Source organism: Pseudolactococcus hodotermopsidis, from assembly GCF_011170085.1.
Taxonomy (GTDB): Bacteria; Bacillota; Bacilli; order Lactobacillales; family Streptococcaceae; genus Pseudolactococcus; species Pseudolactococcus hodotermopsidis.
This window is the reverse complement of the sequence record NZ_BLLI01000027.1, coordinates 1-21,550: the sequence shown is the minus strand read 5'-3', so window position 1 is coordinate 21,550 and position 21,550 is coordinate 1. Positions and strand designations below refer to the sequence as shown.

Sequence of the window (21,550 nt, the reverse complement as noted above, 5' to 3'; positions counted from 1 at the left end):
ATGTTATGGAAGATATTTATGCAAAAACTAGCTCACTTAATGACAGTTTATTCAAACAACTTATCGGTGTGAACCGCTCGACATTTACTCATATGCTTGAAATTTTGAACAAAGCTTATCAAGCAGAACATCTGACTGGTGGGCGACCACGTTGCCTAAGTTTAGAAAATCAGCTTTTTCTCACTCGCTGAAGAGCATTGTCATGATTTTAAGCTTTTCAAGAAAAGCATAGGTGGCACTCTGCCAGAAGACCTTCTTGTTGTTGATTTAGGTTATCTAGGCATTCTTAATTTTCATGAAAATACTTTTATTCCTGCAAAGCGTTCTAAAAATCATGAGTTGAATGAAGAGGAGAAGGCGCTTTGATTATCGAGCTGAATTAATTTGTGGCATTATCAATTTTGAAAGAAAACAGGTTTAGGAACAAGTCTATTAAAAAAATGTCAATCTTGTAAATATCGTTACATATGTGGTGGAGGATGTTTAAGTCATGTTATGACTAAAACTGATGACGCTAAAAAAGAACGATGTATTGATTTTTATAAAATTATTGCAGCACAGCTGAAAGGGAAATTAGTCGAATGAGTCAAACAAAACCCACCCTTCTTTACTTTATTTATTTTTTAGCTTGTTTTAACTTAGTGAGCAGTGTCCAGACACTTTATTTGACGCATGAAGGAATTAGTTTTTTCAATATAGGTATTCTGATGGCAGTCTTTCAAGTAACGAAATTGGTGACGGAATTACCAACAGGTTACATAGCAGATCGGTTTGGCAAGAAAAAAAGTGTCATCAGCAGTGTTTTACTTGAAATTATTGGTTTAATCATTGCCTTATTTTCTCCAACAATGTTAGGTTTTATATTTGCGATGATAATAGGTGGGATTGCTTATACTTTATCTTCAGGTGCTTTAGATGCTTTGTTAATAGAAGAAATGCTTGCAACAAAATCTAGAAGTTTAGAACAAATTAATTCTGTGATACGTGTTTTATTTTATGTTGGTATGGGGTTATCGAGCCTTTGTGCAGGGATAATTGCAAGATTTAGTTTTTATTGGGTCTACATGATAACGATAATGATTCAGATAGTGCTTATTTATTTATTGATTGCTCGCCTTAAAACAACTATTGAACAACATGAAGTAAAACAAATAATTAGGGTTAATGATATAAAAAATTACTTGATGCACCATCAAAAAATTTTTTATATATTAAGTGTCGATTTTGCTTACGCAGTTGCTTTTCTACCAACAGAGGTCTTCTATGTTAATTATTTATCTAATCAGGGAATAGATATTGCTATCATAGGAGCACTGACAACAATTCAACTGATAGGTTCCGCAATTATTGGTATTTGGTCTCATCGGTTATTGAAAAACATTCGAATTGCTCATGTGTTAGTAGGAGGGCCATTAATTGGACTAATTGCTTTATTATCTTTTGCCATTTCTCCAAATATTATCTTATCTATTTTCTTTTATATATTGGCGAATGTTATTTTCTGTAGCTACGCACCAATTTTTTCAAGAATTTTTCATGAACATTTAGAAAATAATATTCGTGCAACAATGATGAGTATTAGAAGTTTATTATTTGCATTTGTTGGATTAACGATGAACCCTTTATTTGGCTATTTGATAGAAAATATTGGATTTCAACTAACTTTTGTAGTAGGCATTATTTTATCAATGTTTCTTATCGTTATAAACAGCTTTATTTTTAAAAAGGTATTAGCGACATATTAGTCGATTTAATATAATTATAGAATGAGAGGAGAGAAATTATGAAAGCAATCAATGAAAAAATTGTTACATCTGAAACAGAAGTTATTGTTTCAGAACATACTTATTAGACAAATTACCAACTTGGATAAAAAAGCGGAAGATTTCTATATCAAACTATCCTGGAATTCTTTACCAAATATATCAAATTCAAGATAAAATTGATATATTTGGTAAAAAGAACTACCTTGAAAACCTCGTAAATTCAATGTGCGATATAATTAACAATAATTCCGAAGAAATCACGCCAACTATTTTAGAAATTTTCGAGAGATGTTCTTATCAGAACAAAAATAACTATTTTGAAAAACTTGGAACAGCGATAAAAGAAAATCTAGATAAATATTCAATTCCGAAATTTAAAGAACTAGATTTTTCCGAAAATCCACATTATGATATTTGCCAAAAAATCCCTTCTAAGCAAAACATTATTGACACATTTGGCTTAGAAGAAATCTATCAAAAAATCATTGGCGCTGAAAACAATAAAGAAATCAATAATATACGTCTCTTGTTATCCCTATATTATAAAAAACTTCCTGAATCTTACTCTCCTGTTATCCTTAACTTAAAAGAGAAAATTCAAGATTATCTTGATAACAATACTAGCATCCATTAGTGATAATAAATCAAAAGTGCATCAATTAGGTATTTTAATTGACACACTTTCTGAAAGCATTTTACTGACACAAACCAGAAAAAACGAAAACTTGACAAGATAACTTTCAATACAGAAATCCAACATCTTAAGCACCTCCCTAAACAAGGAAATATCGCCAACATGATAACATAAAAATCTCTTAGGAGTTTTATGACTATTCTATTCAGTGGAGAATCAAAAAAACTGATAAACTAAATCAGTCTTTTGATTATGCAAATCTAATTAATGAAAAAAGTCAAATTTAAACGGCGAATCGCCTAAAAAGAGTCTCCGTAAAAATAATATCATCATAGCTAATATGGTAAAAGCCAGCATTTTCAGCAAAATCTGTCCAAAAATCATCCCAAGATTTGCTATCTACTATCGAAAAATTTAAGACAAGCAGTTGTTGATTTGTCCGTGTTGCAAATAACTTTTTCTTAATTTTCTTCTGATAATTATCATGCTCACGGCTGTCTTGTTCATCGCATGAAATAAAGGCTAAATCTTTAAGACAGACAGATTTCAAGACTTGAGCAGAAAAAGTAAACTGCTCATCAGAAAATTTAACAGCAAATTTCAAAAAGAGCCCGCGCACAAGAATGATTATCCCAACAAGTAACATAAGGAATAAAAGGAAACATAAGAGCATTAGTCCCCCACCAGTTTCTCCAGTGACGTCCAGAAAGCTTGACGAGCTAAACGCAAACAAAGCAATCACAAAAACAACTAGCATAATGACAACTGCGAATAACCGTAAAGCCAAATCACCACGATTATATTTGATTTTCATCATCTAAACCTCTCTAGCTGGTAAGTTGCAAGCGTTCCACCCGTTTGCCTATCACAAGCTAAGAGCGTGGCTTTCTCATTTTGACCAGACGGATAGCGCCAAACATACTGCGGATAATTGTCAGTATTCTCAAACTTAAAGTCCACCCAACGCATGTTACCCTTTTTACCTTTGGAAATGATGTGATTTCCTGCATAAGTCTGATAACGAATCCCAATTTTTGTTTACTAAAATCTCGAATTTCCTAGATATAACCCGCCTCTCGACTATCAATCAGCAATGTCTCCTCGTCAACCGCCATATAAATACCACGCTGAGATTCTGGAAAATAAAACGTTACCATGGAATAAATTTTTGGCAAAATAAAGAGAAGAACGCCAACCATAATCGCTAAAAAAGACTTTTTCCAACCTAAAATTTTGAAACTATTCATATCATTTTTTCTTAATTTAAAAATAGATTTGATAACTAAAAAAGGATAACATAACTTTTGCCTTATTTTCGTCAGCTTTAGCCACGACGTCTAGTCAAAAGTGTTATCCCTTAATTATACCTCTAAACTTTTTAAGCCAAAGCCCCCATCGGATCCCAAGGTAGCAAAACAATCGGCTCAGCTTCATAAGCTGCCAATTCTTCGGCTGTCAAAAATTCTTTTCTGACAACGATTTGGTAAGTATATTCGTCCATCCAACTGTCAGAGGCTGTAAAATATCCTTTGGTACCAACTTTATCGCCCCATGAGTTTTCAACTTTCCATTTGAGCGACTTGCCGTCATTAGCCAAATCAACGCCTGTCAAAACCATGGCGTGAGTCATGAGTGACTCAGAGTAGTCGAGACGACTCGCCTTATTTTGCGTAAACGTCACGTCCATGGCTGAAAAATCATAGGCATCAAGCGTGAGCAGACCGTCTTTGCGGTTGGAAACTTGTCCCACATCGCACCCAAACCAAACCGTTTCACCAGCCTGCATTTGCGCAATCGCTAGTTTTTTGAGACGCGCCATATCGACGTTAAGATGACGAACATCGCGGCTACCAACAACATTGCCAAGAAATTCAACTGTGTAAGAGGTGTTGTAAGGTTTGTCAGCCGTTGGCGCATTAATCACACTGACATAATCGTCAAGTTTGAGATTGACGAATTTGTCGTAAAAGGCTTGCGGTGTCACGTTTTCAATTTTATTGAAAACGTTATCTTTATCACGATATTCAAAATCAAATTTTTGTGGTGGCAAGCCAAGTGTCATGGCAAGATAATTAAAAATTTCTTGCAAAAGCTCAGCCTTTTTCGTTGCTACATCGCCACCAGCTTGAGATAACTCTCGCAAAATTTGCGCATCTTGGCGCAAGATTTTATTCAAATATTGGTCAAGTTCACGACTGGCGCTTGATGAGATTGATTCTGGATAAATCGCTTTGGGAACAACGCCATATTTTTGGAAAAGGGCAACGACCATATCCCATTGACCGCCGTCTTGTTGTGGCATATCAAGCAAGAATTTCAGCTTACGATCGCCGATTTCAAGGTCACTTGTCGTGATAATCTGCTCCAAAAACCAGTTAGATTTTTCGTATTTGTCCCAGAAAAAAGTGTAGGCTTGTGACAATTCAAAGTTTTCAAGCTTAAATTCCGTCAAAATTTTGTGGCGGAAAGTGTTCAAAGCCGCAAACATCCAACAACGCCCAGACTGTTTTTGATTGCTAACAGGGTCATTCGTCAAATCGACTGAAAAAACAGGCAAATTCTCCGCATGTGAGGCACGATTTTCAAGCGCATTGAGTAAGCCATTTTTCGTTGCTGCATTCTCAAGCGCGCGAAACTTCGTATTCTCACGGTAATTGTCAAACAAAGTTTGAGTAAAATCTTGGGTTAATTCTGTCATTATAATCCTCCACTAAACATTATAGCACTTTTTAAGAATTGTATAAATTATTTTGTTTAATGTAGTGCAATACTTCAGCAGGCAACAAAAAATTGGGGCGACGATTTGCCGCAAAACTCTGCCGAATATAGCTAGACGAGATGTCCAAACTTAACAACTCAACCATTTGAACGGGATATTTAGGCGCAGACAAAATCGTTTGATTTCGCTTAACAGCAACAAACGTGACCAATTTCATCAAGTCATCAATCCGATACCATTTGTCCAAATAATCGACCATATCCCCACCGATAATGAAAAAATAGTCGTTTTCGGGGTGTTCAGCCGTCATTGCCGCCATTGTATCATAGGTGTAAGATTTGCCGCCGCGCGCAATTTCCGACAAATTGAGTGTCAAATTCGGATAATCGGCAACCGCAAGCGCTAGCATTTTCACACGGTGCTCAGCAGAAATAGTCGTTTTCACGTCAACATGAGGCGGTTCATTTTCCGGCATAAGCTGAACTTCATCAAGTTGCAACAGTTGCTGAACTTGATCCGCAATAAACAAATGCGCATAATGAACAGGATTAAAATTGCCACCTAAAATGCCAATTCTCTTGCTCATTTTTGCCAAAAATCGTCAAAAACGGTAATCGGTAAATGACGTTTATGCGCCGTTTTCAGCCACCAATTTTCGATAATGTCACGCGCCTTTTCAGAAACTTTGCGACCTTCCAAATAATCATCAATGTCATCATAAGTCACACCAAGCGCCACTTCATCAGCCAAACCGGGCTTGCCATCCTCCAAATCTGCTGTCGGCGTTTTCTCATAAATCGCCGAATCTGCCCCCAAATAAGCCAAAAGCTGTCTACCTTGACGTTTATTAAGACGAAAAAGAGGCAAAATATCCGCACCACCATCACCAAATTTTGTGAAAAAACCTGTGATATTTTCAGCTGCATGATCTGTACCGATAACTGCACCCGCATTTTCGCCTGCAATCGCATACTGAGTAATCATGCGTTGGCGCGCCTTGATATTGCCTTTGTTAAAGTCAGAAATAACCACACCGCTGTCTGATAATTCAGCGATTTCACCATCAACAGCACGTTTGATATTGACCGTCAAACACGCATCTGGTTGGATAAAAGCAAGCGCACGCTTAGCATCTGCTTCGTCTTGTTGCACACCGTAAGGCAAACGAACGGCGATAAATTTGTAGTCTGTCACACCAGTTTCAGCTCGCAATTCTGCCATTGCTAATTGCGCCAAACGTCCCGCCAAACTCGAATCTTGTCCGCCCGAAATCCCCAAAACAAGCGTTTTTAAAAACGGATGTTTTTTGAGATAATCTTTCATAAAATCAATTGAGCGCCGAACTTCTTCTGCTGCCGAAATTTCAGGTTTAACCCCTAATTCTGCGATGATTTTTTCCTGTAAGGTTAGCTGGTCAACAACATTTCTCATCACGTCAACTGCTTGCGCCAAATTTTCATTTTCCAAACTCATTGGTAAACATCCTTTCTCACTTTGTCAATCAATTTCATCTTGTTATCCCACACATCTTGTGACAAATCGACAGGATAATCTTGCGGGTTCAAGTCTCGCTTATATTCATCCCATAAATCATCCAACTGCGTTTTAAAATACTGCTTGATTTCTGGCAAAGTTGGTTGGTCATAAACTAGCTTACCCTTGACAAAAATATCAGTCAAAAGCGGTCGCGCCGTGAAATTTTTAAGCGTTTTGTTAATGTAGGTGTAGGTCGGATGAAACATGAAAATCTCATCAAGCGCCGTCACATCTACATCTGCAAAGGTCACATAATCTCCCTCAGATTTATTTTTTTCAAGACTGCGAATCCGCCAAACTTGCTTTTTACCAGGCGTTGAGACTTTCTCCGCATTGCTTGACAACTTAATCGTGTCACGCATCGCACCGTCGGCAGTCTCAATCGCCACAATCTTGTAAACCGCACCAAGCGCTGGCTGGTCATAAGCCGTGATAAGTTTCGTGCCAACGCCCCAAACATCAATTTTCGCCTTCTGCATCTTCAGATTGAGAATCGTGTTCTCATCCAGATCGTTTGAGGCATAGATTTTCGCCTCGGTAAATCCCGCATCGTCAAGCTGTTCGCGTACTTTTTTGGAAATGTAGGCCATATCCCCAGAATCAATCCTAACCCCTTGGAAATTTATCCGTTCACCCATTTCTCTGGCAACTTTGATAGCTGCTGGCACACCGATTTTCAGTGTATCATATGTATCAACTAAAAACACACAGTCTTTATGCGTTGTCGCATAGGCTTTGAAAGCCTCATAATCATTGCCATAAGCCTGCACCAAAGAATGCGCATGTGTGCCAGACACTGGAATCCCAAAAAGTTTCCCCGCTCGAACATTTGAGGTCGCATCCGCACCGCCAATCACAGCAGCACGCGTTCCCCAAATCGCTGCATCCATTTCTTGCGCCCGCCGTGTCCCAAACTCCAAAAGTGGCGCATCGCCAATAACCGACTTGACCCGCGCCGCTTTGGTCGCAATGAGCGTTTGGAAGTTGACAATGTTCAAGACCGCCGTCTCAACCAGCTGACACTGCGCAAGCGCTCCCTCAATCTGCAAAATCGGCTCATTAGCAAAAACCAAATCGCCCTCACGTGCCGACTTGACATCACAAGTGAACTTGAGCTCAGAGAGATAAGTTAGAAACTTCTCAGGATAACCAAGCTCGCGCAGATAAGCAATATCATCAGCATCAAAATGCAAATCGCGCAAATAAGCAATCACGCGCTCAAGCCCCGCAAAGACCGCATAACCATTTTTAAAAGGCATATCACGAAAATACACCTCAAAAACAGCTTTGCGCTCAGCAATGCCTTTCTCAAAATAAACTTGCATCATATTGATTTGGTAAAGATCCGTGTGTAGCACCAAATTATCAGTCATTTTATACCATCTTCTCCAACATTTTTATCAAAATTTGCGCTGATTTTTCGCCCGCATGCACGATAAAATCATCAAAACTTTCCGCCGCTTGTCCGTCTGCTGTATCTGAAATACTGCGAATGACGACAAAAGGCTTATTCAAAGCATGAGCCGCTTGCGCAACGGATGCCCCTTCCATTTCAACTGCCAAAACAGTTGGGAAATGTGCTTTTATTTCAAGCTGACGTTCTTTCGACGAGATAAATGAGTCAGACGACGTAATCAAGCCTGTTTTTGCTGAAAGGTCAGCTTTTTTAAGCTCAGACACAAAATATTTACTGCTATGATAATACAACTCCTGTCCCGCCATTTGCCCAAAAGCATAACCAAAAGCCGTCACGTCCACATCATGATAGGCGAGTTTGTCCGCAATCACAATGTCGCCAACCACAAGCCCCTCGCCAACACCGCCAGCCGATCCAGTGTTTACGATACCGTCAACATGAAACAACTCAACGAGTAAAGTCACCGCAACAGCGCTCATGACCTTGCCAATGCCCGATTTGACGAGGACAATATCGTGTCGCCCGATGATACCTGTGTAAAAAACAAAGCCATGCCGTGTTGCTTTTTCAGGCTTTTTCAATGTGTCAGCTAGAATTTTCAGTTCTTCATCCATAGCTGCGATGATGCCTATTTTCATGTTTTATACTTTCTAAAAATTAAACACAATAATCGTCACAATAAGTAATAAAATCGCCAAAATCACAATATATTTGGTCATTTTCTTGCTACGTTCTTCGCGTTTTTGAGATTCGATGCGGCGACTTTTATAAACTTGATTTTTTTCAAGTGCCTTTTTCTCAGCCGCAAATTTCTTGATTATTTGCGTATCTTCTTTCCTAGCTTGCGCAATCTCACGTTCTAATCGCTTTTTATCACGCTTGGCTTTTTCAATCACATCATCCGTTAATATCGGTTTAGGCATGCTATCAAACTCCTAATTCCCAATATTGAATGGCTAAAATCGTCTTGGCATCAGCAATATCACCTGACTTGATTAGCGCTTTTGCCTCGTCCAAAGTGACCTCGTAACGCACTAAAATCTCGTCTGCATCTTGTGGTCGAGGATTAGGCACACGCACCAACTCCTTAGCCTGATACAAATGGATAATTTCATTTGAAAAGCCTGGCGCTGTGTAAAATTCAGCAATTTTGCTGACATTTTCAGAAGTCAAACCTGTTTCTTCTTCAAGTTCACGCAACATTGCCGCTTGCGGATCAGCATTTTCGCCAATTTCAAGCTTACCTGCTGGAATCTCATAAATCACTTTTTCCAAAGCCTTACGAAATTGACGTACCAAAACAATCTTATTGTTAGCAGTGATTGCAAGCACTGCAACCGCACCATTGTGAAAAACAAGCTCTCGCGGTGCTTCGCCTCGATTGCCTGGCAAAGCAACCCGATCAAACTTGACATTTATCACGTGTCCCTTAAAAATATCCTTGCGACTAATCGTCTTTTCTTCAAAATCTTCAAATTTCATGATTTTTCCTCAATCTTCGTGATAGCTAGGCATGGTACGCGCACGCCCCGTTTTATTGACTTGACGCGCACGACCAAATGCCATATCATCATCATGCACTTCATTTGTGATAACCGAACCAGCTGTTGTAATCGCATTTCGGCCAATCGCAAGCGGCGCAATCAGAGTCGAATTGCTACCAACAAAGGCATAATCGTCAATTTCCGTATTGAATTTATTTTTGCCGTCATAATTGACCGTAATCGTGCCTGCACCAAAATTGACATGCTCACCAACCGTCGCATTGCCAATATAAGTCAGATGCCCCGCCTTAGTCCCAGAACCAAGCGATGAGGCTTTAACCTCAACAAAGTTGCCAACATGTACATTTTCATGAAGAATGGTATTGGGGCGCAAGTGTGCATAAGGTCCAACATTGGCACCCGCTTCGATAACAGAATCTTCCACCGTTGAATTGCGAACTTCTGTCTGATGATGTAAATGCGAATTATCAATCCGACTACCAGCCGTGATATTAACAGCCCTCCCAATCACTGTTTGCCCAGTAATGACAACATTTGGCTCAATCGTCGTATCCGCACCAATCGTTACCTCCGCATCGATATAAGTCGTTTCAGGGTCAATCAAAGTCACACCATTGACCATATGTTGCGTGTTAATCCGTTTGCGCATGATTTTTTCAGCCACAGACAAATCAACGCGACTATTCACACCAAGTCCCTCGTCATTATCATCCAAGACAAAAGCACCAACTTTTTTCCCATCATTTTTGAGAATTTCAATAACATCTGTCAAATAATACTCGCCTTGCGCATTATCAGTCGTCAGATCGGCAACCGCATCAAACAAAAGTCGATTATCAAAAATATAAGTCGCCGTATTGATTTCTTGAACAGCTTTCTCCAAATCGTTGGCATCTTTTTCCTCAACAATTTTCATAACCTGACCATTCTCACGAATAACTCGACCATAGCCCGTCGGTTGCGCAACAATAGCTGTCAAAATCGTCACGGCATTTTTTTCCTGAGCATGGTATTCAAATAAAGCAACCACTGTTTCAGGCCTAATCAAAGTCATATCACCTGCGATAACAAGCGTTTGACCATGCAGATTTTTCAGTAGATTTTCAGCAATTTTTACCGCATGTCCCGTACCTAACTGCTCTTCTTGCCTAACATAAGCAACATTTTTCGGCAAAGTCGCCAAAACTTCATTAGCGCCATGACCGATAATAGTTATCGTTTTCTCAGGATTAACCGCATTTGTCGCACTAAGTACATGCGCCAGCATCGTTTTTCCTGCAACCTTGTGCAAAACTTTCGGTAACTCAGACTTCATCCGTGTCCCTTTTCCGGCTGCTAAAATAATCGCGTATTTGTTCATTTTTTCTCTCCAAACTAAAAAGATTCCTAAGGCTATTATACCAAGAATCTTCTCATTTGTCTTATTTGACTGAAGTTTTACAACATTATTTAATTGGGTAAGCAATTAAAACAAGATTTTCATCTCCTGATATGCAAGTTTGCAATGTAATTTTCTCAGTTTCACCTACTTCAATTATTTCATCCATAATATTTTGCTTGGGAGTGACAGTCACATTCCCATTATCATCAACGATATAAATCGTCTCAACTTGATAAATTTGCTTCGTATTAAAAACGTCCGTTACCGTAATTTTATCGCCTGTTTTAACCTTAGGCAAAATATCAAAAACACCCGGATTGTGACCGATAAAAGTCGTATTATAGCCGTCGGAGTTATTTTGCGTGACCCTACCACCCCATGTCGCAACGTGCGTTTGGTCATCGTCATTGATATAGGCTTGCGCCTTTTTATGGTCACGTCCCATATTTTTGTAAATCAGCGTCTGCTTACCAATGGTCAAAGTCGTCTTACTTTGATTGATATTATCATAAAACCTAAACGATAGATTATCTCCCAAATAATACGTCAAACACGCTGACAAGATGCCACCAATCAAGGAAATCGGCAAAATAGTAACATAAAAGGAGCGCGACATCAAAAGACGACTAATTTTTCTTCTAATATTAGCCCACCTTTTAAACACAACAGTTGTTGAAATCGCCTCCTTTTTCCTAATCTCAGATGTCTGATGGCTGCTCGAACTAGAAATAATGAGTGGTAAGATTTTAGCCGTCACAACTTTTTTAAGTGGTTTACTTTTAACAAGTTTATAAAAAATAGACTTGAATTTGCTCATTTTCTCTCCAAATAAAAAAACGTTCTCAATTTGATTATATCAAGAATAGTTCTACTTTAGAAAAAACGTTCCGAAAATGAGACTTTCTCATTTATTTTGAAAAAGGATAAGCCATGATGACTAGATTAGTCGTTTCAGATAAACAAGTTTGTAGCGTAATCTGCTCAGTTGTACCGATTCCGATGATTTCTTGCATGATATTTCGGCTTGGATCATCAACTAAATGCCCACTGTCATCAACAATGACAATCTGCTTGACTTGATACACTTCAACCGTCTGAAATTCATCCTTAACAAGGATTTCATCGCCTATTTCAACTTTTTTTAAAATGTGGAAAACACCAGGATTGTGACCAATGAAATGCGTGTTATGCCCATCAAAATTATCCTGAATCTTCTTACCACCCCAAGTCGCAACGTGTGTCTCAGCAGCAACATTGATATAATTTTGCGCCTCATTTTCAGAACGACCGATATTTTTGTAAATGAGCGTCTCCTCGCCAATCGTCAAACTATATTGCGCATAATCATCCACAATCGCCATAGCACTGTTCGTCTCATCCAAATGATAAATCAAGCCAAATGTCGTAAGTAATACTGTGAAAAAGCTGCCCAACAACCATTTTTTCATCGCCATTACCTCCCACATCAACTTCTCTTTCCTCAATTATACAAAATTATGGTAGAATAAAGAAATAAAATGACTATAACATCAACAAGGAGCGAACTCATGACAAAAATCGGTTTCATCGGCGCGGGCAAAATGGCGCAGGCAATTATCAAAGGTTTAGACAAAAGCAAGTTCAGTATTCAAATCTCAGGCTATGATTTTTCAGAATCTGAAAAAGTGGCAAGTGAACTTGAGGTAAGCGCAGCTAAAAATCACGCTGAATTGATAGCGACAGCAGAAATCATCATTCTGGCTGTCAAACCCTATGTGATTCCTGAAATTCTTGCCCAATACAAGAGCAACAAACCTATCGTTTCAATCGCAGCAGGTGTTACTTTGGCAAATTTAACTGAAATGACGTCTCAAACGCAAGCAATCGTTCGTGTCATGCCAAATATCAATGCCACGATTCAAAAAGCAACGACTGGCATTGTCAGAAATAACAACGTTTCTGACGAAACTTTCGCCATTGTCAAAACGATTTTTACAAGTATCGGCAGTTTGCACGAGATTGCCGAGAAAGATTTCGGGACGTTTACGGCGCTTGCAGGGAGTTCACCTGCCTATATCTACATGTTTATCGACGCTATGAGCCGTGCTGGCGTTCTTCACGGCATGCCAAAGGACGCCAGCACGAAAATTGTCGCTGAAACGGTTATGGCAAGTGCCGAGATGATCCTCGCAAGCGATGATAACCCGTGGACTTTGGTTGATAATGTCTCAAGTCCCGGCGGCACAACGGTTGCAGGCGTTGTCAGTTTGGAGCAAAATAATTTTGTTGCGACTGTCATTGATGCCATTACGGCGACTGTTGATAAGAATAAGTCGATGATGCAATCATGACACTTTTATTCTGATTTCAGCAAAATTTTGTATTGGCGTTTACTATCATGCACAACTTACTAACAAAACCTTGAACTTAACAAGTTCAAGGTTTTGTTATTTTCAATACTAATAAAAAAACGACCTCAATCAGAAGTCATTTCAAAACAAATTTACTTCACAACAACAGTAGACGTAATCACTTCAACTGCTTTTTTAGCCGCAATATCATGTTTCAACATATCAGCTGGCAACAATTTTTCAACTTGCTCTTTTGGCATGTTGTAAGTTGCTGCCAAATCAGCGATTTCAGTGTCAATCTCATCTTGCGTTGTCTCAAAATTTTCAGCAGCTGCAACAGCCTCAACAACCAAGTTCGTGCGGACACGTTTCTCAGCATCGCCCTCAAATTGCGTATGGAGTTGGTCTTCGCTCGTTCCAGTGATTTGGTAGTACATTTCGGGCGAAATCCCTTGTTGTTGCATATTGCCAAGAAACTCGTTCATGGCACGATGCACTTCATCATGAATCATTTCATGCGGCAACTCAACGATTTCAGCATTTTCAACCGCTTTTTCAATCGCCGCCGTCTCAACCGCATCCGTGTATTGCTCTTCTTTTTCCGCAGTCAGTTGCGCCTTGTATTTCTCCTTAAGCTCAGCCAAAGTCTCAACTTCCTCGTCAATGTCTTTCGCCAACTCGTCGTCAAGCTCAGGCACTTCTTTAGCTTTCACTTCGTGGATGGTTGTTTCAAATGTCGCAGCTTTGCCAGCAAGGTCTTCTGCTTGATAATCTTCTGGGAAAGTTACCTCTACCAACACCGTTTCACCTGCTTTATGACCAACGAGCTGTTCTTCGTAACCTGGGATAAATGACCCAGAACCCAATTCAAGACTATGATTTTGAGCTGTACCACCCTCAAATGCTACATCATCAACTTTACCCTCAAAATCAATGACAACTGTGTCACCATTTTCAGCAGCCGATTCCTTGATGACCATTTCAGCAAGATTGCCTTGTGCTGCTGCAATTTTCGCATCAACATCTGCATCAGAAACAGTTTTATCAACATCAACTGAAACTTCAAGATTCTTGTAATCGCCAAGTTTCACTTCAGGTTTCAAGACAACTTCAGCCGTGATTTCCCAGTCTTCACCCTTGTTCATTGATTTCACATCAATTTTCGGTTGCGCAACTGGCGAAATAGCCGCCTCAGCAACTGCCCCTTCATAGCTTTCTTGTAAAACAGTATTCAAAGCTTCTTCGTAAAGCACTTCTTCACCATACATTTTATTGAAAACCGTGCGTGACACTTTCCCTTTACGGAAACCAGGCACATTCAAGTCTTTTTTCACTTTGTTAAAAGCCACATCAAGACCCTTTGCAATCAGGTCTTGACCAATTGTAAAAGTCAACGTCCCGTTATTTACACCAGTTTTTTCAAAACTTGCAGTCATTTTTTATTTCTCCTAATTATATTCTTAAATTTTAGGCTTATCTCTAATAAAAGATTAACAAAAATGTTTAAATCTGAATTTTTAGAGATAAAACTCACTTCAACTCACTTATTTTAGCACACTATTGCCTAAAAATCAAGGATTTATACTCATTTCAAGTATAAAAATAAAAACACAAAATTTCAAGACAGTTTAGGTATAAGTCGCTGAAACTAGGCAAAACGAGTACAAACTTACAGACCACTCAATTTGCCAAAAAAGTCATCCCAGACACTTGGCTTAAAAATATCCATTGGATTTTTGCCACCCAAACCGCCATATCCTAGCATAAGTCCTAGCATAATTGCCAAAATGACCAGAATTAAAACTAGCAAAATCAAAGAAATTCGTAAACCTAAAAATTTGATTGTCCGTTTAAACATCGGCTATCTCCTCATGCTTTACTCGCTTAATATCAGCACCTAAAGCAGCTAATTTTTCATGAAAATGATAATAGCCACGGTCTAAATGCTCCAGATTATCCACCATCGTTAGCCCACTTGCCACCATACCAAGTAAAATCAGCGCTGCACTAGCACGCAAATCAGTTGACTGCACCTCTGCGCCAGTCAAATCGTTAGCCCCTTGAATAATCGCCGTATTTCGCGAAATATCAACAGAAACACCCATTCGCCGCATTTCTTCCAGATGTTGAAAACGATTTTCAAAAACTGTTTCAATCATCGTTGACTCGCCCATAGCAACCGACTGCGCTGCTGTCATTTGCGCCTGTATATCAGTCGGAAAACCAGGATATGGTAAGGTCGTCACATGAACAGCTTTCAGAGTTTTTGGTCCAATAATCCGAATACCGTCCTCTTCTTGAATCACATCAGCCCCCATTTCTGAGAGTTTTGAGAGCAAAGGACGATTATGTTCACGAACCGCTTCCAAAATCAGGACATTACCTTGAGTCATCGCTGCAGCAAGCATAAAAGTCCCAGCCTCAATGCGATCTTGAACAACACTATGGTGCGCACCGTGCATTTTCTCAACACCTTTGACAATAATCGTGTCTGTACCAGCACCTTTGACATCTGCGCCCATTTTGTTAAGGAGATTGGCAAGATCAACAATTTCAGGTTCACGCGCAACATTTTCAAGAATGGATGTGCCTTTTGCCAAGGTCGCAGCCATCAAGATATTTTGTGTCGCACCGACAGACGGAAAATCCATGTAAAAATGTGCGCCATGAAGTTGCTCAGCCCTCGCCTCAATAAAACCACCTCTTTGCGTGATTTCTGCCCCCATTGCCCGCAAACCACGAAGATGTAAGTCAATCGGGCGCGACCCAATCGTGCAGCCACCAGGCATGGAAACACGCGCATGACCATTTCGCGCCAAAATTGGTCCTAGCACAACGATTGAAGCACGCATTTTACTAACATATTCATAAGGCGCTTCAATCGCAATCTCTGTCGCCGCTTGCGTTGTCACTGTTTTTTGATTTTCGCTAAAATCAAGCGGGATATTCAGATGCCGAACAACTTTATTCATCGTGTAAACATCACTGAGAATTGGCACATTGTGCAGAACTGTTTCACCCTCAGACGGCAAAATTGTCGCCGCAAGAAGCGGTAGAACCGCATTTTTCGCACCCTCAATCTCAACTTGCCCAGTCAGACGTGTTTGACCGCCATTTATTATTATTTTTTCCATACATTAAAATTATATCATATTTCTCTATTTCACGTTTAGTTTATGGCTGCGTATAAAAAAATCAGTCAGGCATCACTTGATGAATTTCCTAATTTCCGACAACTGCCCCTCAGGTACAGTCATCATCATCTGCCGACCATCAAAGTCAAGCGCACTGCCATCAAGCTGTGTCGTAACATAACCAAACGGCGCAAGTAAAATCGCCCCAGCCGCATAATCCCAAGGCGAAAGATTACTGAAATATCCCCAAATCTTGCCGTCAAGAATCGCGACAAACTCAATTCCTGCGCTCCCAAGCATGCGAACACCCAAACTTTCGCGGCTCAAATCAAGCAAACCACCCGCATTTGTGCGATACATATAACTATTGACACCGATAAGACTCTGGCGCAATGGTCGAGCAACCAATGAGAGTTTTATCTCATTTTTGAAAGTTTCAGCACCATTTCCCCAGTAAAGATTATCGGTCATAACATCCAAAATCACACCGATTTTGCCGACACCGTTCTCATAATACGCCAGCATGACCGCAAAATGATCGCGTTGCACAATAAAATTCGTCGTCCCGTCAATCGGGTCAAGCACCCAAACATTGCCGTCAGAAATATCGTGCCTAACACCATCTTCCTCAGCCAAGATAAAATCTTTTGGAAATCTCTCGCCGATTTTTGACACAATCTGATTTTGCACAGCTTTGTCAAGATTGGTCACCAAATCGTCAAAACGCGATTTTTCCGTGATTTCGAGTTCATCATGGAGATGACTTTTGAGAAATTCTCCCGCCATTTTGACAGCCGTTTTAGCAAATTCAAGCTTGATGTTTAACAAATTGTCGTTCACTTTTTGACACCTCCTGTATTGCTCGATAAGCTGAATAGCCCGACACTTTTTCAAAGTCACGGTCAAGCTGTTTTTCCTGCATTTTTGACGGCACAATTTGTTTGAAAAGACGATAAGCGCTCATAAACTCGTCACGCGCAACTTTCGTTTCATAAAAATTTTCAACCTGATTAAAAAAAGAAATAACCGCAGCCATTTCCTCGCCTGTCCATGTATAATCCAAAGGATATTGATAACTAGAATTTGACATTTAAACTCCTGTCATCATCACATGACGCAACTCAGCTTGACGATAAGAGCGTGGCAAAAAAGCCCGAATTTCGTCTTCATTAAAGCCAATCTGCATACGTTTTTCATCAATAATAATCGGTCTGCGCAACAAACTTGGATGTTCAGAAATCAGCGCAATTAGCTGATTCATGGTCAAATCATCAACATCAACCTCTAGTTTTTGAAATACCTTACTGCGAGTTGAGATAATGTCCTCAGTCCCATTTTCCGTTTTCGCCAAAATCTTTTTCAAATCATCCGAAGTTATCGGTTGCGTTAAAATATTGTGTTCTTTGTAAGCCACACCATGCTCAGTAAGCCACGCCCGCGCCTTCCGACACGACGTACAGCTTGGCGACAAATATAAATCAATCATAGCTTCTCACTTTTCTTTATCAAAAGTTACCTTACAACCATTATACCAAAATTATGCTATAATTAAATCATGAATTTTGAAGAATCTGATAAACAAGGAGATTAGCTGATAATGGCTGGACACATCACTAAAAAAAGACATCTTTTCGGATGGCTTTGAGTATAAATATTTCGATGGGACACGAGAACATTTCAAGCCCACTTTTTTGGGGGAACTTGTTCCAACATGACAGTATTTTCCATAATTATATCGGCAATAAAGGGGCTCGTTGTGAACGCAATACTTTTCATCAAACGTTTTAAAATTAGTTAAACTGTTTTCAATGAGACTTTTCAAGTATTTCAACAAAACTGGTCATCTGACGTGCCGATTTAACATCGTGCACACGCAAAACTTTTGCACCACGGCGGTACATTTCAGTCGCCGCAACAAGCGACAAATCAGCTCGCTCATCTTTTGGCAAATCAAACATGAATTTCGCCCAACCTTTATTGGCAATGGCTGTCATAATCGGGCGACCAAAAGATTTTAGATTGCCAACTGTGTTCATCATTGCCAAATCTTGTGCAACATCTGAGTTTTTAGAATAACCAACGCCGGGATCAAGCGCAATCCGTTCTCGCGCAACACCCGCATCTTCCAAAGTCGCCAAATTTTCCGCAAACCAAGCCACCATATCTGCCGAAATATCGCTCGAAATTGCCGTTTCACGCGGGTTGAACATGGTCAATAAACCGACATCTGTCTGCGCCATGAGTTCAAGTTTGCGCACATCGTCCGTAAAACCGTTGACATCATTGATAATATCAGCCCCCGCCTCAATCGCCGCCACCATAACCTCATATTTATAGGTATCAACCGCCACAACCGCATACGGCTGGGCTTTTTTTATGCCCTCAATAACTGGCACAATCCGCGCAATCTCATCCTCTGGTGTCAATGGTGTAAACCCCGGTCGTGTCGTTTGACCACCAACCTCAACAACATCCGCACCATCTGCCAGTTGCTGTGTCGCCTGTGCCAATGACGCCGCAACACCACCAACATGCTCACCGTTATAAAAAGACTCGGGACTAACATTTAAAATCCCATAAATAATCCCTGTTTCTTGTGTCAATTCATGACCATTTGCTTGCCAAATGATGTGTTCATTTTGCAGTTTAGCAAGTAATTTTTTAGTCGCACGACCACGATGTTGATGATTAAGTTGCGCAACAAGCGTCAACTCTGCCACCGTTTTGCCTGTTTCAGTCAAGAAAATTTCGTCCAATCCCTTACCAAATTGCCCACGATTTTCAAAAGAAATGGCAACACCACCACGACCTTCAGCTGTTACAAGTTGATTTTGAGGTGTCACAAGCGCAAAAAATGCTGACAAATAAGCCGCTCTGTTTGTTTCATTTTGGTATAACTCTAAAATATAGTGATTTTCTTCTTGCACATTTTTCAAATTCAGCGCCCGAAACTCCCGCGCCGTATTCAAACCAAATCGCTCAGGAAAAGCGGACAAAAACATACCTGAATCATCTGATAAGACGTATTCCTGTGGTAGAAAATCGTGAATAAATGTTGCCTTGTCAATCGCATTTTGCCTTTGATTATCTGTCGTTTCCGCTGGAAAGACTTGCTCAGCTATCAAGTCACGATAATTGACAATCTTAATGCCATAAAGTTTGAAAAACTGGGCAATTTCAGCTGTTTTAGCTGAATTATTGCTCGCTAAAACAATGCGCGTTGGTAAAGTCATTTGCCATTGCTCACTTTCATCATAAATTCTTGGCGCAAAAGCGCATCAGTTTTGAGTGTTCCTTTGTAAAGACTGGTCGTTGTAAAAGTCCCTGGCTGATTGATACCACGCATTTCCATGCACATATGGCGTGAGTTGACATGAACTGCCACACCTTTTGGCTGTGTAATTCGCTGCATTTCTGCACTAATCAGCGCCGTCAGATTCTCTTGAACACTCGGTCTACGCGCCGCCCAATTAACCAAACGTGGAATCTTACTAAGCCCAATAATTTCACCATTGGGTACATAGCCAACCGTTACCGTACCAAAAAACGGCAACAAATGGTGCTCACACATGGCATAAAAAGGAATATCTGCCACAATGACCAAATCCGAGTCATTATCCGTTGGAAATAACTTGTAATCCTTAAACTCAGTCTCGCCAGTTGAGGCAAAAATCTCCGCATAGGCCTTCGCCACACGCTCTGGTGTCTCAAGTAAACCGTCACGTGTCGGGTCATCGCCAATCACTTCAAGCAGTTGTGTCGTGCTAGTTTTTAAAATCGTTTGTTTATCGTCAGAAAAGGTTTTCATCGTTTACTTTCTACTTTTAGTTCATGATATGCGCAGTCTGGCGTACCCAGTTTTGATCAGAAGTTTCGCGCAAAAGTTGCTCAACAAGCGGCGCTACTGTCGAGTCAGAAATCTCTGTCGCCACTTCAAGCAATGGCTGTAAGACAAAACGCCGATTAGGCATTTCAGCATGCGGAATCGTGAGTTTTTCAGTTGCAAGTCGCACATCGCCAAACAGCAAAATATCTAAATCAATCGTTCGAGGGCCCCAGTGAATCGTTTTGACACGTTTCATCTCACTTTCGATTTGTTGGGTCTGAGTTAATAAAGTCTCGGGTGTCAAATTATCAGCAACTTCTAAAACCACAGCGATATTATTAAAATCGTCTTGTATCACTTGACCAACAGGCTCAGTTTCGTAAACTTTCGACACACCGACCACTTCATAAAGTTTGGCTAATTTGTCAATCGCCAATTGTAAATTTGCCAATTTATCACCTAGATTTGTCCCAATACTCAGATAAACTCTAGTCATTATGCCCCTCCACTGTGATAATCACATCGTCAAAGACACCAACAATTGGCACAGAATATTTTTTGACAGAGAGCCGAATTTTTTCCGCCATCGGAAATTTTGCGAGTAAAGTGGTCAGAACACCATTTGCCACAGACTCCATAAGGTTAAAATCATGTGTCGTCACATAATCGCGGATGACCTCAAAAACGTCAGCGTAGGAAATCGTCGTCGTCAGATCATCATCCTTGACCTTGTTTTCAATATCATAATCGACCGCAACATCCACTGAAATCTGCTGCCCTAGCGTTTTTTCCTCAGTAAAAACACCATTATGCGTATAAAAGCGCATGTTTGTTACTTGAATTTGCCCCATGGCTACTCCTGTTATAAATGCCCCATTGTCAAGTCAAAATATTTTCTCGCAATAGGGTTTAGTTAAACTCAATGGCACAAGAAAACGCCAAAAGTAAGATTCAACGACAGTCAACCACTCTGTTATTCGTGGATTGGATACCTCAGGTTAATGGTTCGTCGTGTGATTCTACTATACTTTAGTCGCGGATCAGCTTGGCATTTCTCTACTGAAATAGCTAATTTCCCAGAGAACAAGCTGCCATAAAAGGAGTACCGTAGATAACCAAACCTGTGTTACCTTTGGCGCTTTATTCTACCATTGAGTAGTGACCTGTTCTTTTTTAGGGCATCTCTAAAAACTGCTTTTGTTCATTTTTAGATAAAATTTTCTTAGACTAGGAAATTCGACGAAGGCTTGCTGGTGCAAGTCAAGGAGGATTGACGACGACTAAGGAAATTTTAGCAAAAAT

26 protein-coding genes and 2 pseudogenes are annotated in these 21,550 nt (G+C 40.0%); 5 read left to right on the top strand and 23 right to left on the bottom strand.

From position 1 onward, the window contains the following. Positions 1-5: 5 nt before the first annotated feature. The 4 genes and pseudogenes from Hs30E_RS05570 to Hs30E_RS05555 form a co-directional block, all read left to right on the top strand. Positions 6-363 (top strand): annotated as a pseudogene (locus tag Hs30E_RS05570) (hypothetical protein); the annotation flags it as partial. An 81-nt stretch (positions 364-444) separates the two neighbouring features. Then, positions 445-585, top strand: a pseudogene (locus tag Hs30E_RS05565) (hypothetical protein); the annotation flags it as partial. Continuing rightward, positions 582-1,745 carry an MFS transporter gene (locus tag Hs30E_RS05560; protein WP_172208658.1) on the top strand — a complete coding sequence of 388 codons (1,164 nt, stop codon included), beginning with the start codon at positions 582-584 and terminating at the stop codon, positions 1,743-1,745. The pseudogene Hs30E_RS05565 and the gene Hs30E_RS05560, both read left to right, overlap by 4 nt. Positions 1,746-1,989: 244 nt before the next feature. Continuing rightward, positions 1,990-2,400: a hypothetical protein gene (locus Hs30E_RS05555; RefSeq protein WP_172208657.1), complete on the top strand. Its 411-nt coding sequence runs from the start codon at positions 1,990-1,992 to the stop codon at positions 2,398-2,400. A 283-nt stretch (positions 2,401-2,683) separates the two neighbouring features. Here Hs30E_RS05555 and Hs30E_RS05550 read toward each other — a convergent pair whose 3' ends face one another. The 13 genes from Hs30E_RS05550 to Hs30E_RS05490 form a co-directional block, all read right to left on the bottom strand. Beyond that, a complete protein-coding gene (locus Hs30E_RS05550) occupies positions 2,684-3,217 on the bottom strand; it encodes a hypothetical protein (protein WP_172208656.1) in 534 nt (177 codons plus the stop codon). Beyond that, positions 3,214-3,369, bottom strand: a complete 156-nt coding sequence (locus Hs30E_RS05545) for a hypothetical protein (RefSeq protein WP_172208655.1) — start codon at positions 3,367-3,369, stop codon at positions 3,214-3,216. Before Hs30E_RS05545 ends, Hs30E_RS05550 begins: the two co-directional genes overlap by 4 nt. A gap of 89 nt (positions 3,370-3,458) precedes the next feature. Continuing rightward, positions 3,459-3,647 carry a hypothetical protein gene (locus Hs30E_RS05540; RefSeq protein WP_172208653.1) on the bottom strand — a complete coding sequence of 63 codons (189 nt, stop codon included), beginning with the start codon at positions 3,645-3,647 and terminating at the stop codon, positions 3,459-3,461. A 131-nt stretch (positions 3,648-3,778) separates the two neighbouring features. Further along, positions 3,779-5,098, bottom strand: coding sequence for an aminopeptidase C (gene pepC / locus Hs30E_RS05535; RefSeq protein WP_172208651.1), 1,320 nt, complete (start codon positions 5,096-5,098; stop codon positions 3,779-3,781). Positions 5,099-5,129: 31 nt separating this feature from the next. Continuing rightward, positions 5,130-5,705, bottom strand: coding sequence for a nicotinate-nucleotide adenylyltransferase (locus Hs30E_RS05530; RefSeq protein WP_371864142.1), 576 nt, complete (start codon positions 5,703-5,705; stop codon positions 5,130-5,132). Continuing rightward, the gene (nadE, locus tag Hs30E_RS05525; protein ID WP_172208664.1) at positions 5,702-6,550 is read right to left on the bottom strand and encodes an NAD(+) synthase; all 849 of its coding nucleotides are present in this window, start codon (positions 6,548-6,550) and stop codon (positions 5,702-5,704) included. Before nadE ends, Hs30E_RS05530 begins: the two co-directional genes overlap by 4 nt. Before the next feature lie 38 nt (positions 6,551-6,588). Continuing rightward, positions 6,589-8,028: a nicotinate phosphoribosyltransferase gene (locus Hs30E_RS05520; RefSeq protein ID WP_172208647.1), complete on the bottom strand. Its 1,440-nt coding sequence runs from the start codon at positions 8,026-8,028 to the stop codon at positions 6,589-6,591. Position 8,029: 1 nt separating this feature from the next. Then, a complete protein-coding gene (locus Hs30E_RS05515; RefSeq protein ID WP_172208645.1) occupies positions 8,030-8,710 on the bottom strand; it encodes a 5'-methylthioadenosine/adenosylhomocysteine nucleosidase in 681 nt (226 codons plus the stop codon). 12 nt (positions 8,711-8,722) lie between these two features. Then, positions 8,723-8,995 (bottom strand): cell wall synthase accessory phosphoprotein MacP, encoded by a 273-nt coding sequence (gene macP, locus Hs30E_RS05510; protein WP_172208643.1) that lies wholly within the window; start codon positions 8,993-8,995, stop codon positions 8,723-8,725. A gap of 4 nt (positions 8,996-8,999) precedes the next feature. Next, positions 9,000-9,554 (bottom strand): NUDIX hydrolase, encoded by a 555-nt coding sequence (locus tag Hs30E_RS05505; RefSeq protein WP_172208641.1) that lies wholly within the window; start codon positions 9,552-9,554, stop codon positions 9,000-9,002. Between the two features lie 9 nt (positions 9,555-9,563). After that, complete coding sequence (gene glmU, locus Hs30E_RS05500) at positions 9,564-10,937, bottom strand: bifunctional UDP-N-acetylglucosamine diphosphorylase/glucosamine-1-phosphate N-acetyltransferase GlmU (protein WP_172208639.1); 1,374 nt, start codon at positions 10,935-10,937, stop codon at positions 9,564-9,566. An 85-nt stretch (positions 10,938-11,022) separates the two neighbouring features. After that, on the bottom strand, positions 11,023-11,775 hold the full coding sequence (locus Hs30E_RS05495; protein ID WP_172208637.1) for a sortase domain-containing protein: 753 nt from the start codon (positions 11,773-11,775) through the stop codon (positions 11,023-11,025). A 91-nt stretch (positions 11,776-11,866) separates the two neighbouring features. Further along, the gene (locus Hs30E_RS05490) at positions 11,867-12,406 is read right to left on the bottom strand and encodes a sortase domain-containing protein (protein WP_172208635.1); all 540 of its coding nucleotides are present in this window, start codon (positions 12,404-12,406) and stop codon (positions 11,867-11,869) included. Positions 12,407-12,505: 99 nt separating this feature from the next. Here Hs30E_RS05490 and proC point away from each other — a divergent pair, with 99 nt between their 5' ends. Further along, a complete protein-coding gene (proC, locus tag Hs30E_RS05485; RefSeq protein WP_172208633.1) occupies positions 12,506-13,288 on the top strand; it encodes a pyrroline-5-carboxylate reductase in 783 nt (260 codons plus the stop codon). A gap of 152 nt (positions 13,289-13,440) precedes the next feature. Here the strand turns inward: proC and tig are convergent, their stop codons facing one another. The 10 genes from tig to folB form a co-directional block, all read right to left on the bottom strand. Then, positions 13,441-14,724, bottom strand: a complete 1,284-nt coding sequence (tig, locus tag Hs30E_RS05480) for a trigger factor (RefSeq protein ID WP_172208631.1) — start codon at positions 14,722-14,724, stop codon at positions 13,441-13,443. A gap of 233 nt (positions 14,725-14,957) precedes the next feature. Beyond that, positions 14,958-15,146 carry a DNA-directed RNA polymerase subunit beta gene (locus Hs30E_RS05475; protein WP_172208629.1) on the bottom strand — a complete coding sequence of 63 codons (189 nt, stop codon included), beginning with the start codon at positions 15,144-15,146 and terminating at the stop codon, positions 14,958-14,960. Further along, positions 15,139-16,422 carry a UDP-N-acetylglucosamine 1-carboxyvinyltransferase gene (gene murA, locus Hs30E_RS05470; RefSeq protein ID WP_172208627.1) on the bottom strand — a complete coding sequence of 428 codons (1,284 nt, stop codon included), beginning with the start codon at positions 16,420-16,422 and terminating at the stop codon, positions 15,139-15,141. Before murA ends, Hs30E_RS05475 begins: the two co-directional genes overlap by 8 nt. Before the next feature lie 72 nt (positions 16,423-16,494). Further along, a complete protein-coding gene (locus Hs30E_RS05465) occupies positions 16,495-17,262 on the bottom strand; it encodes an inositol monophosphatase family protein (protein ID WP_228461999.1) in 768 nt (255 codons plus the stop codon). Beyond that, the gene (locus tag Hs30E_RS05460) at positions 17,231-17,512 is read right to left on the bottom strand and encodes a UPF0223 family protein (RefSeq protein ID WP_172208625.1); all 282 of its coding nucleotides are present in this window, start codon (positions 17,510-17,512) and stop codon (positions 17,231-17,233) included. The genes Hs30E_RS05465 and Hs30E_RS05460 overlap by 32 nt, the downstream gene beginning before the upstream one ends. After that, positions 17,513-17,908, bottom strand: coding sequence for a transcriptional regulator Spx (gene spx / locus Hs30E_RS05455; protein ID WP_172208623.1), 396 nt, complete (start codon positions 17,906-17,908; stop codon positions 17,513-17,515). Positions 17,909-18,227: 319 nt separating this feature from the next. Beyond that, positions 18,228-19,655, bottom strand: coding sequence for a dihydropteroate synthase (gene folP / locus Hs30E_RS05450; protein ID WP_172208621.1), 1,428 nt, complete (start codon positions 19,653-19,655; stop codon positions 18,228-18,230). After that, on the bottom strand, positions 19,652-20,230 hold the full coding sequence (gene folE / locus Hs30E_RS05445) for a GTP cyclohydrolase I FolE (protein ID WP_172208619.1): 579 nt from the start codon (positions 20,228-20,230) through the stop codon (positions 19,652-19,654). The genes folP and folE overlap by 4 nt, the downstream gene beginning before the upstream one ends. Before the next feature lie 16 nt (positions 20,231-20,246). Beyond that, positions 20,247-20,744, bottom strand: coding sequence for a 2-amino-4-hydroxy-6-hydroxymethyldihydropteridine diphosphokinase (folK, locus tag Hs30E_RS05440; RefSeq protein ID WP_172208617.1), 498 nt, complete (start codon positions 20,742-20,744; stop codon positions 20,247-20,249). After that, on the bottom strand, positions 20,737-21,099 hold the full coding sequence (folB, locus tag Hs30E_RS05435; protein WP_172208615.1) for a dihydroneopterin aldolase: 363 nt from the start codon (positions 21,097-21,099) through the stop codon (positions 20,737-20,739). Before folB ends, folK begins: the two co-directional genes overlap by 8 nt. Positions 21,100-21,550 lie beyond the last annotated feature (451 nt).

Coding starts and splice junctions, on each gene's coding strand:
- Hs30E_RS05560 (WP_172208658.1), top strand. CDS start 582: ATGAGTCAAACAAAACCCACCCTTCTTTACTTTATTTATTTTTTAGCT.
- Hs30E_RS05555 (WP_172208657.1), top strand. CDS start 1,990: ATGTGCGATATAATTAACAATAATTCCGAAGAAATCACGCCAACTATT.
- Hs30E_RS05550 (WP_172208656.1), bottom strand. CDS start 3,217: ATGATGAAAATCAAATATAATCGTGGTGATTTGGCTTTACGGTTATTC.
- Hs30E_RS05545 (WP_172208655.1), bottom strand. CDS start 3,369: ATGCGTTGGGTGGACTTTAAGTTTGAGAATACTGACAATTATCCGCAG.
- Hs30E_RS05540 (WP_172208653.1), bottom strand. CDS start 3,647: ATGAATAGTTTCAAAATTTTAGGTTGGAAAAAGTCTTTTTTAGCGATT.
- pepC (WP_172208651.1), bottom strand. CDS start 5,098: ATGACAGAATTAACCCAAGATTTTACTCAAACTTTGTTTGACAATTAC.
- Hs30E_RS05530 (WP_371864142.1), bottom strand. CDS start 5,705: ATGAGCAAGAGAATTGGCATTTTAGGTGGCAATTTTAATCCTGTTCAT.
- nadE (WP_172208664.1), bottom strand. CDS start 6,550: ATGAGAAATGTTGTTGACCAGCTAACCTTACAGGAAAAAATCATCGCA.
- Hs30E_RS05520 (WP_172208647.1), bottom strand. CDS start 8,028: ATGACTGATAATTTGGTGCTACACACGGATCTTTACCAAATCAATATG.
- Hs30E_RS05515 (WP_172208645.1), bottom strand. CDS start 8,710: ATGAAAATAGGCATCATCGCAGCTATGGATGAAGAACTGAAAATTCTA.
- macP (WP_172208643.1), bottom strand. CDS start 8,995: ATGCCTAAACCGATATTAACGGATGATGTGATTGAAAAAGCCAAGCGT.
- Hs30E_RS05505 (WP_172208641.1), bottom strand. CDS start 9,554: ATGAAATTTGAAGATTTTGAAGAAAAGACGATTAGTCGCAAGGATATT.
- glmU (WP_172208639.1), bottom strand. CDS start 10,937: ATGAACAAATACGCGATTATTTTAGCAGCCGGAAAAGGGACACGGATG.
- Hs30E_RS05495 (WP_172208637.1), bottom strand. CDS start 11,775: ATGAGCAAATTCAAGTCTATTTTTTATAAACTTGTTAAAAGTAAACCA.
- Hs30E_RS05490 (WP_172208635.1), bottom strand. CDS start 12,406: ATGAAAAAATGGTTGTTGGGCAGCTTTTTCACAGTATTACTTACGACA.
- proC (WP_172208633.1), top strand. CDS start 12,506: ATGACAAAAATCGGTTTCATCGGCGCGGGCAAAATGGCGCAGGCAATT.
- tig (WP_172208631.1), bottom strand. CDS start 14,724: ATGACTGCAAGTTTTGAAAAAACTGGTGTAAATAACGGGACGTTGACT.
- Hs30E_RS05475 (WP_172208629.1), bottom strand. CDS start 15,146: ATGTTTAAACGGACAATCAAATTTTTAGGTTTACGAATTTCTTTGATT.
- murA (WP_172208627.1), bottom strand. CDS start 16,422: ATGGAAAAAATAATAATAAATGGCGGTCAAACACGTCTGACTGGGCAA.
- Hs30E_RS05460 (WP_172208625.1), bottom strand. CDS start 17,512: ATGTCAAATTCTAGTTATCAATATCCTTTGGATTATACATGGACAGGC.
- spx (WP_172208623.1), bottom strand. CDS start 17,908: ATGATTGATTTATATTTGTCGCCAAGCTGTACGTCGTGTCGGAAGGCG.
- folP (WP_172208621.1), bottom strand. CDS start 19,655: ATGACTTTACCAACGCGCATTGTTTTAGCGAGCAATAATTCAGCTAAA.
- folE (WP_172208619.1), bottom strand. CDS start 20,230: ATGAAAACCTTTTCTGACGATAAACAAACGATTTTAAAAACTAGCACG.
- folK (WP_172208617.1), bottom strand. CDS start 20,744: ATGACTAGAGTTTATCTGAGTATTGGGACAAATCTAGGTGATAAATTG.
- folB (WP_172208615.1), bottom strand. CDS start 21,099: ATGGGGCAAATTCAAGTAACAAACATGCGCTTTTATACGCATAATGGT.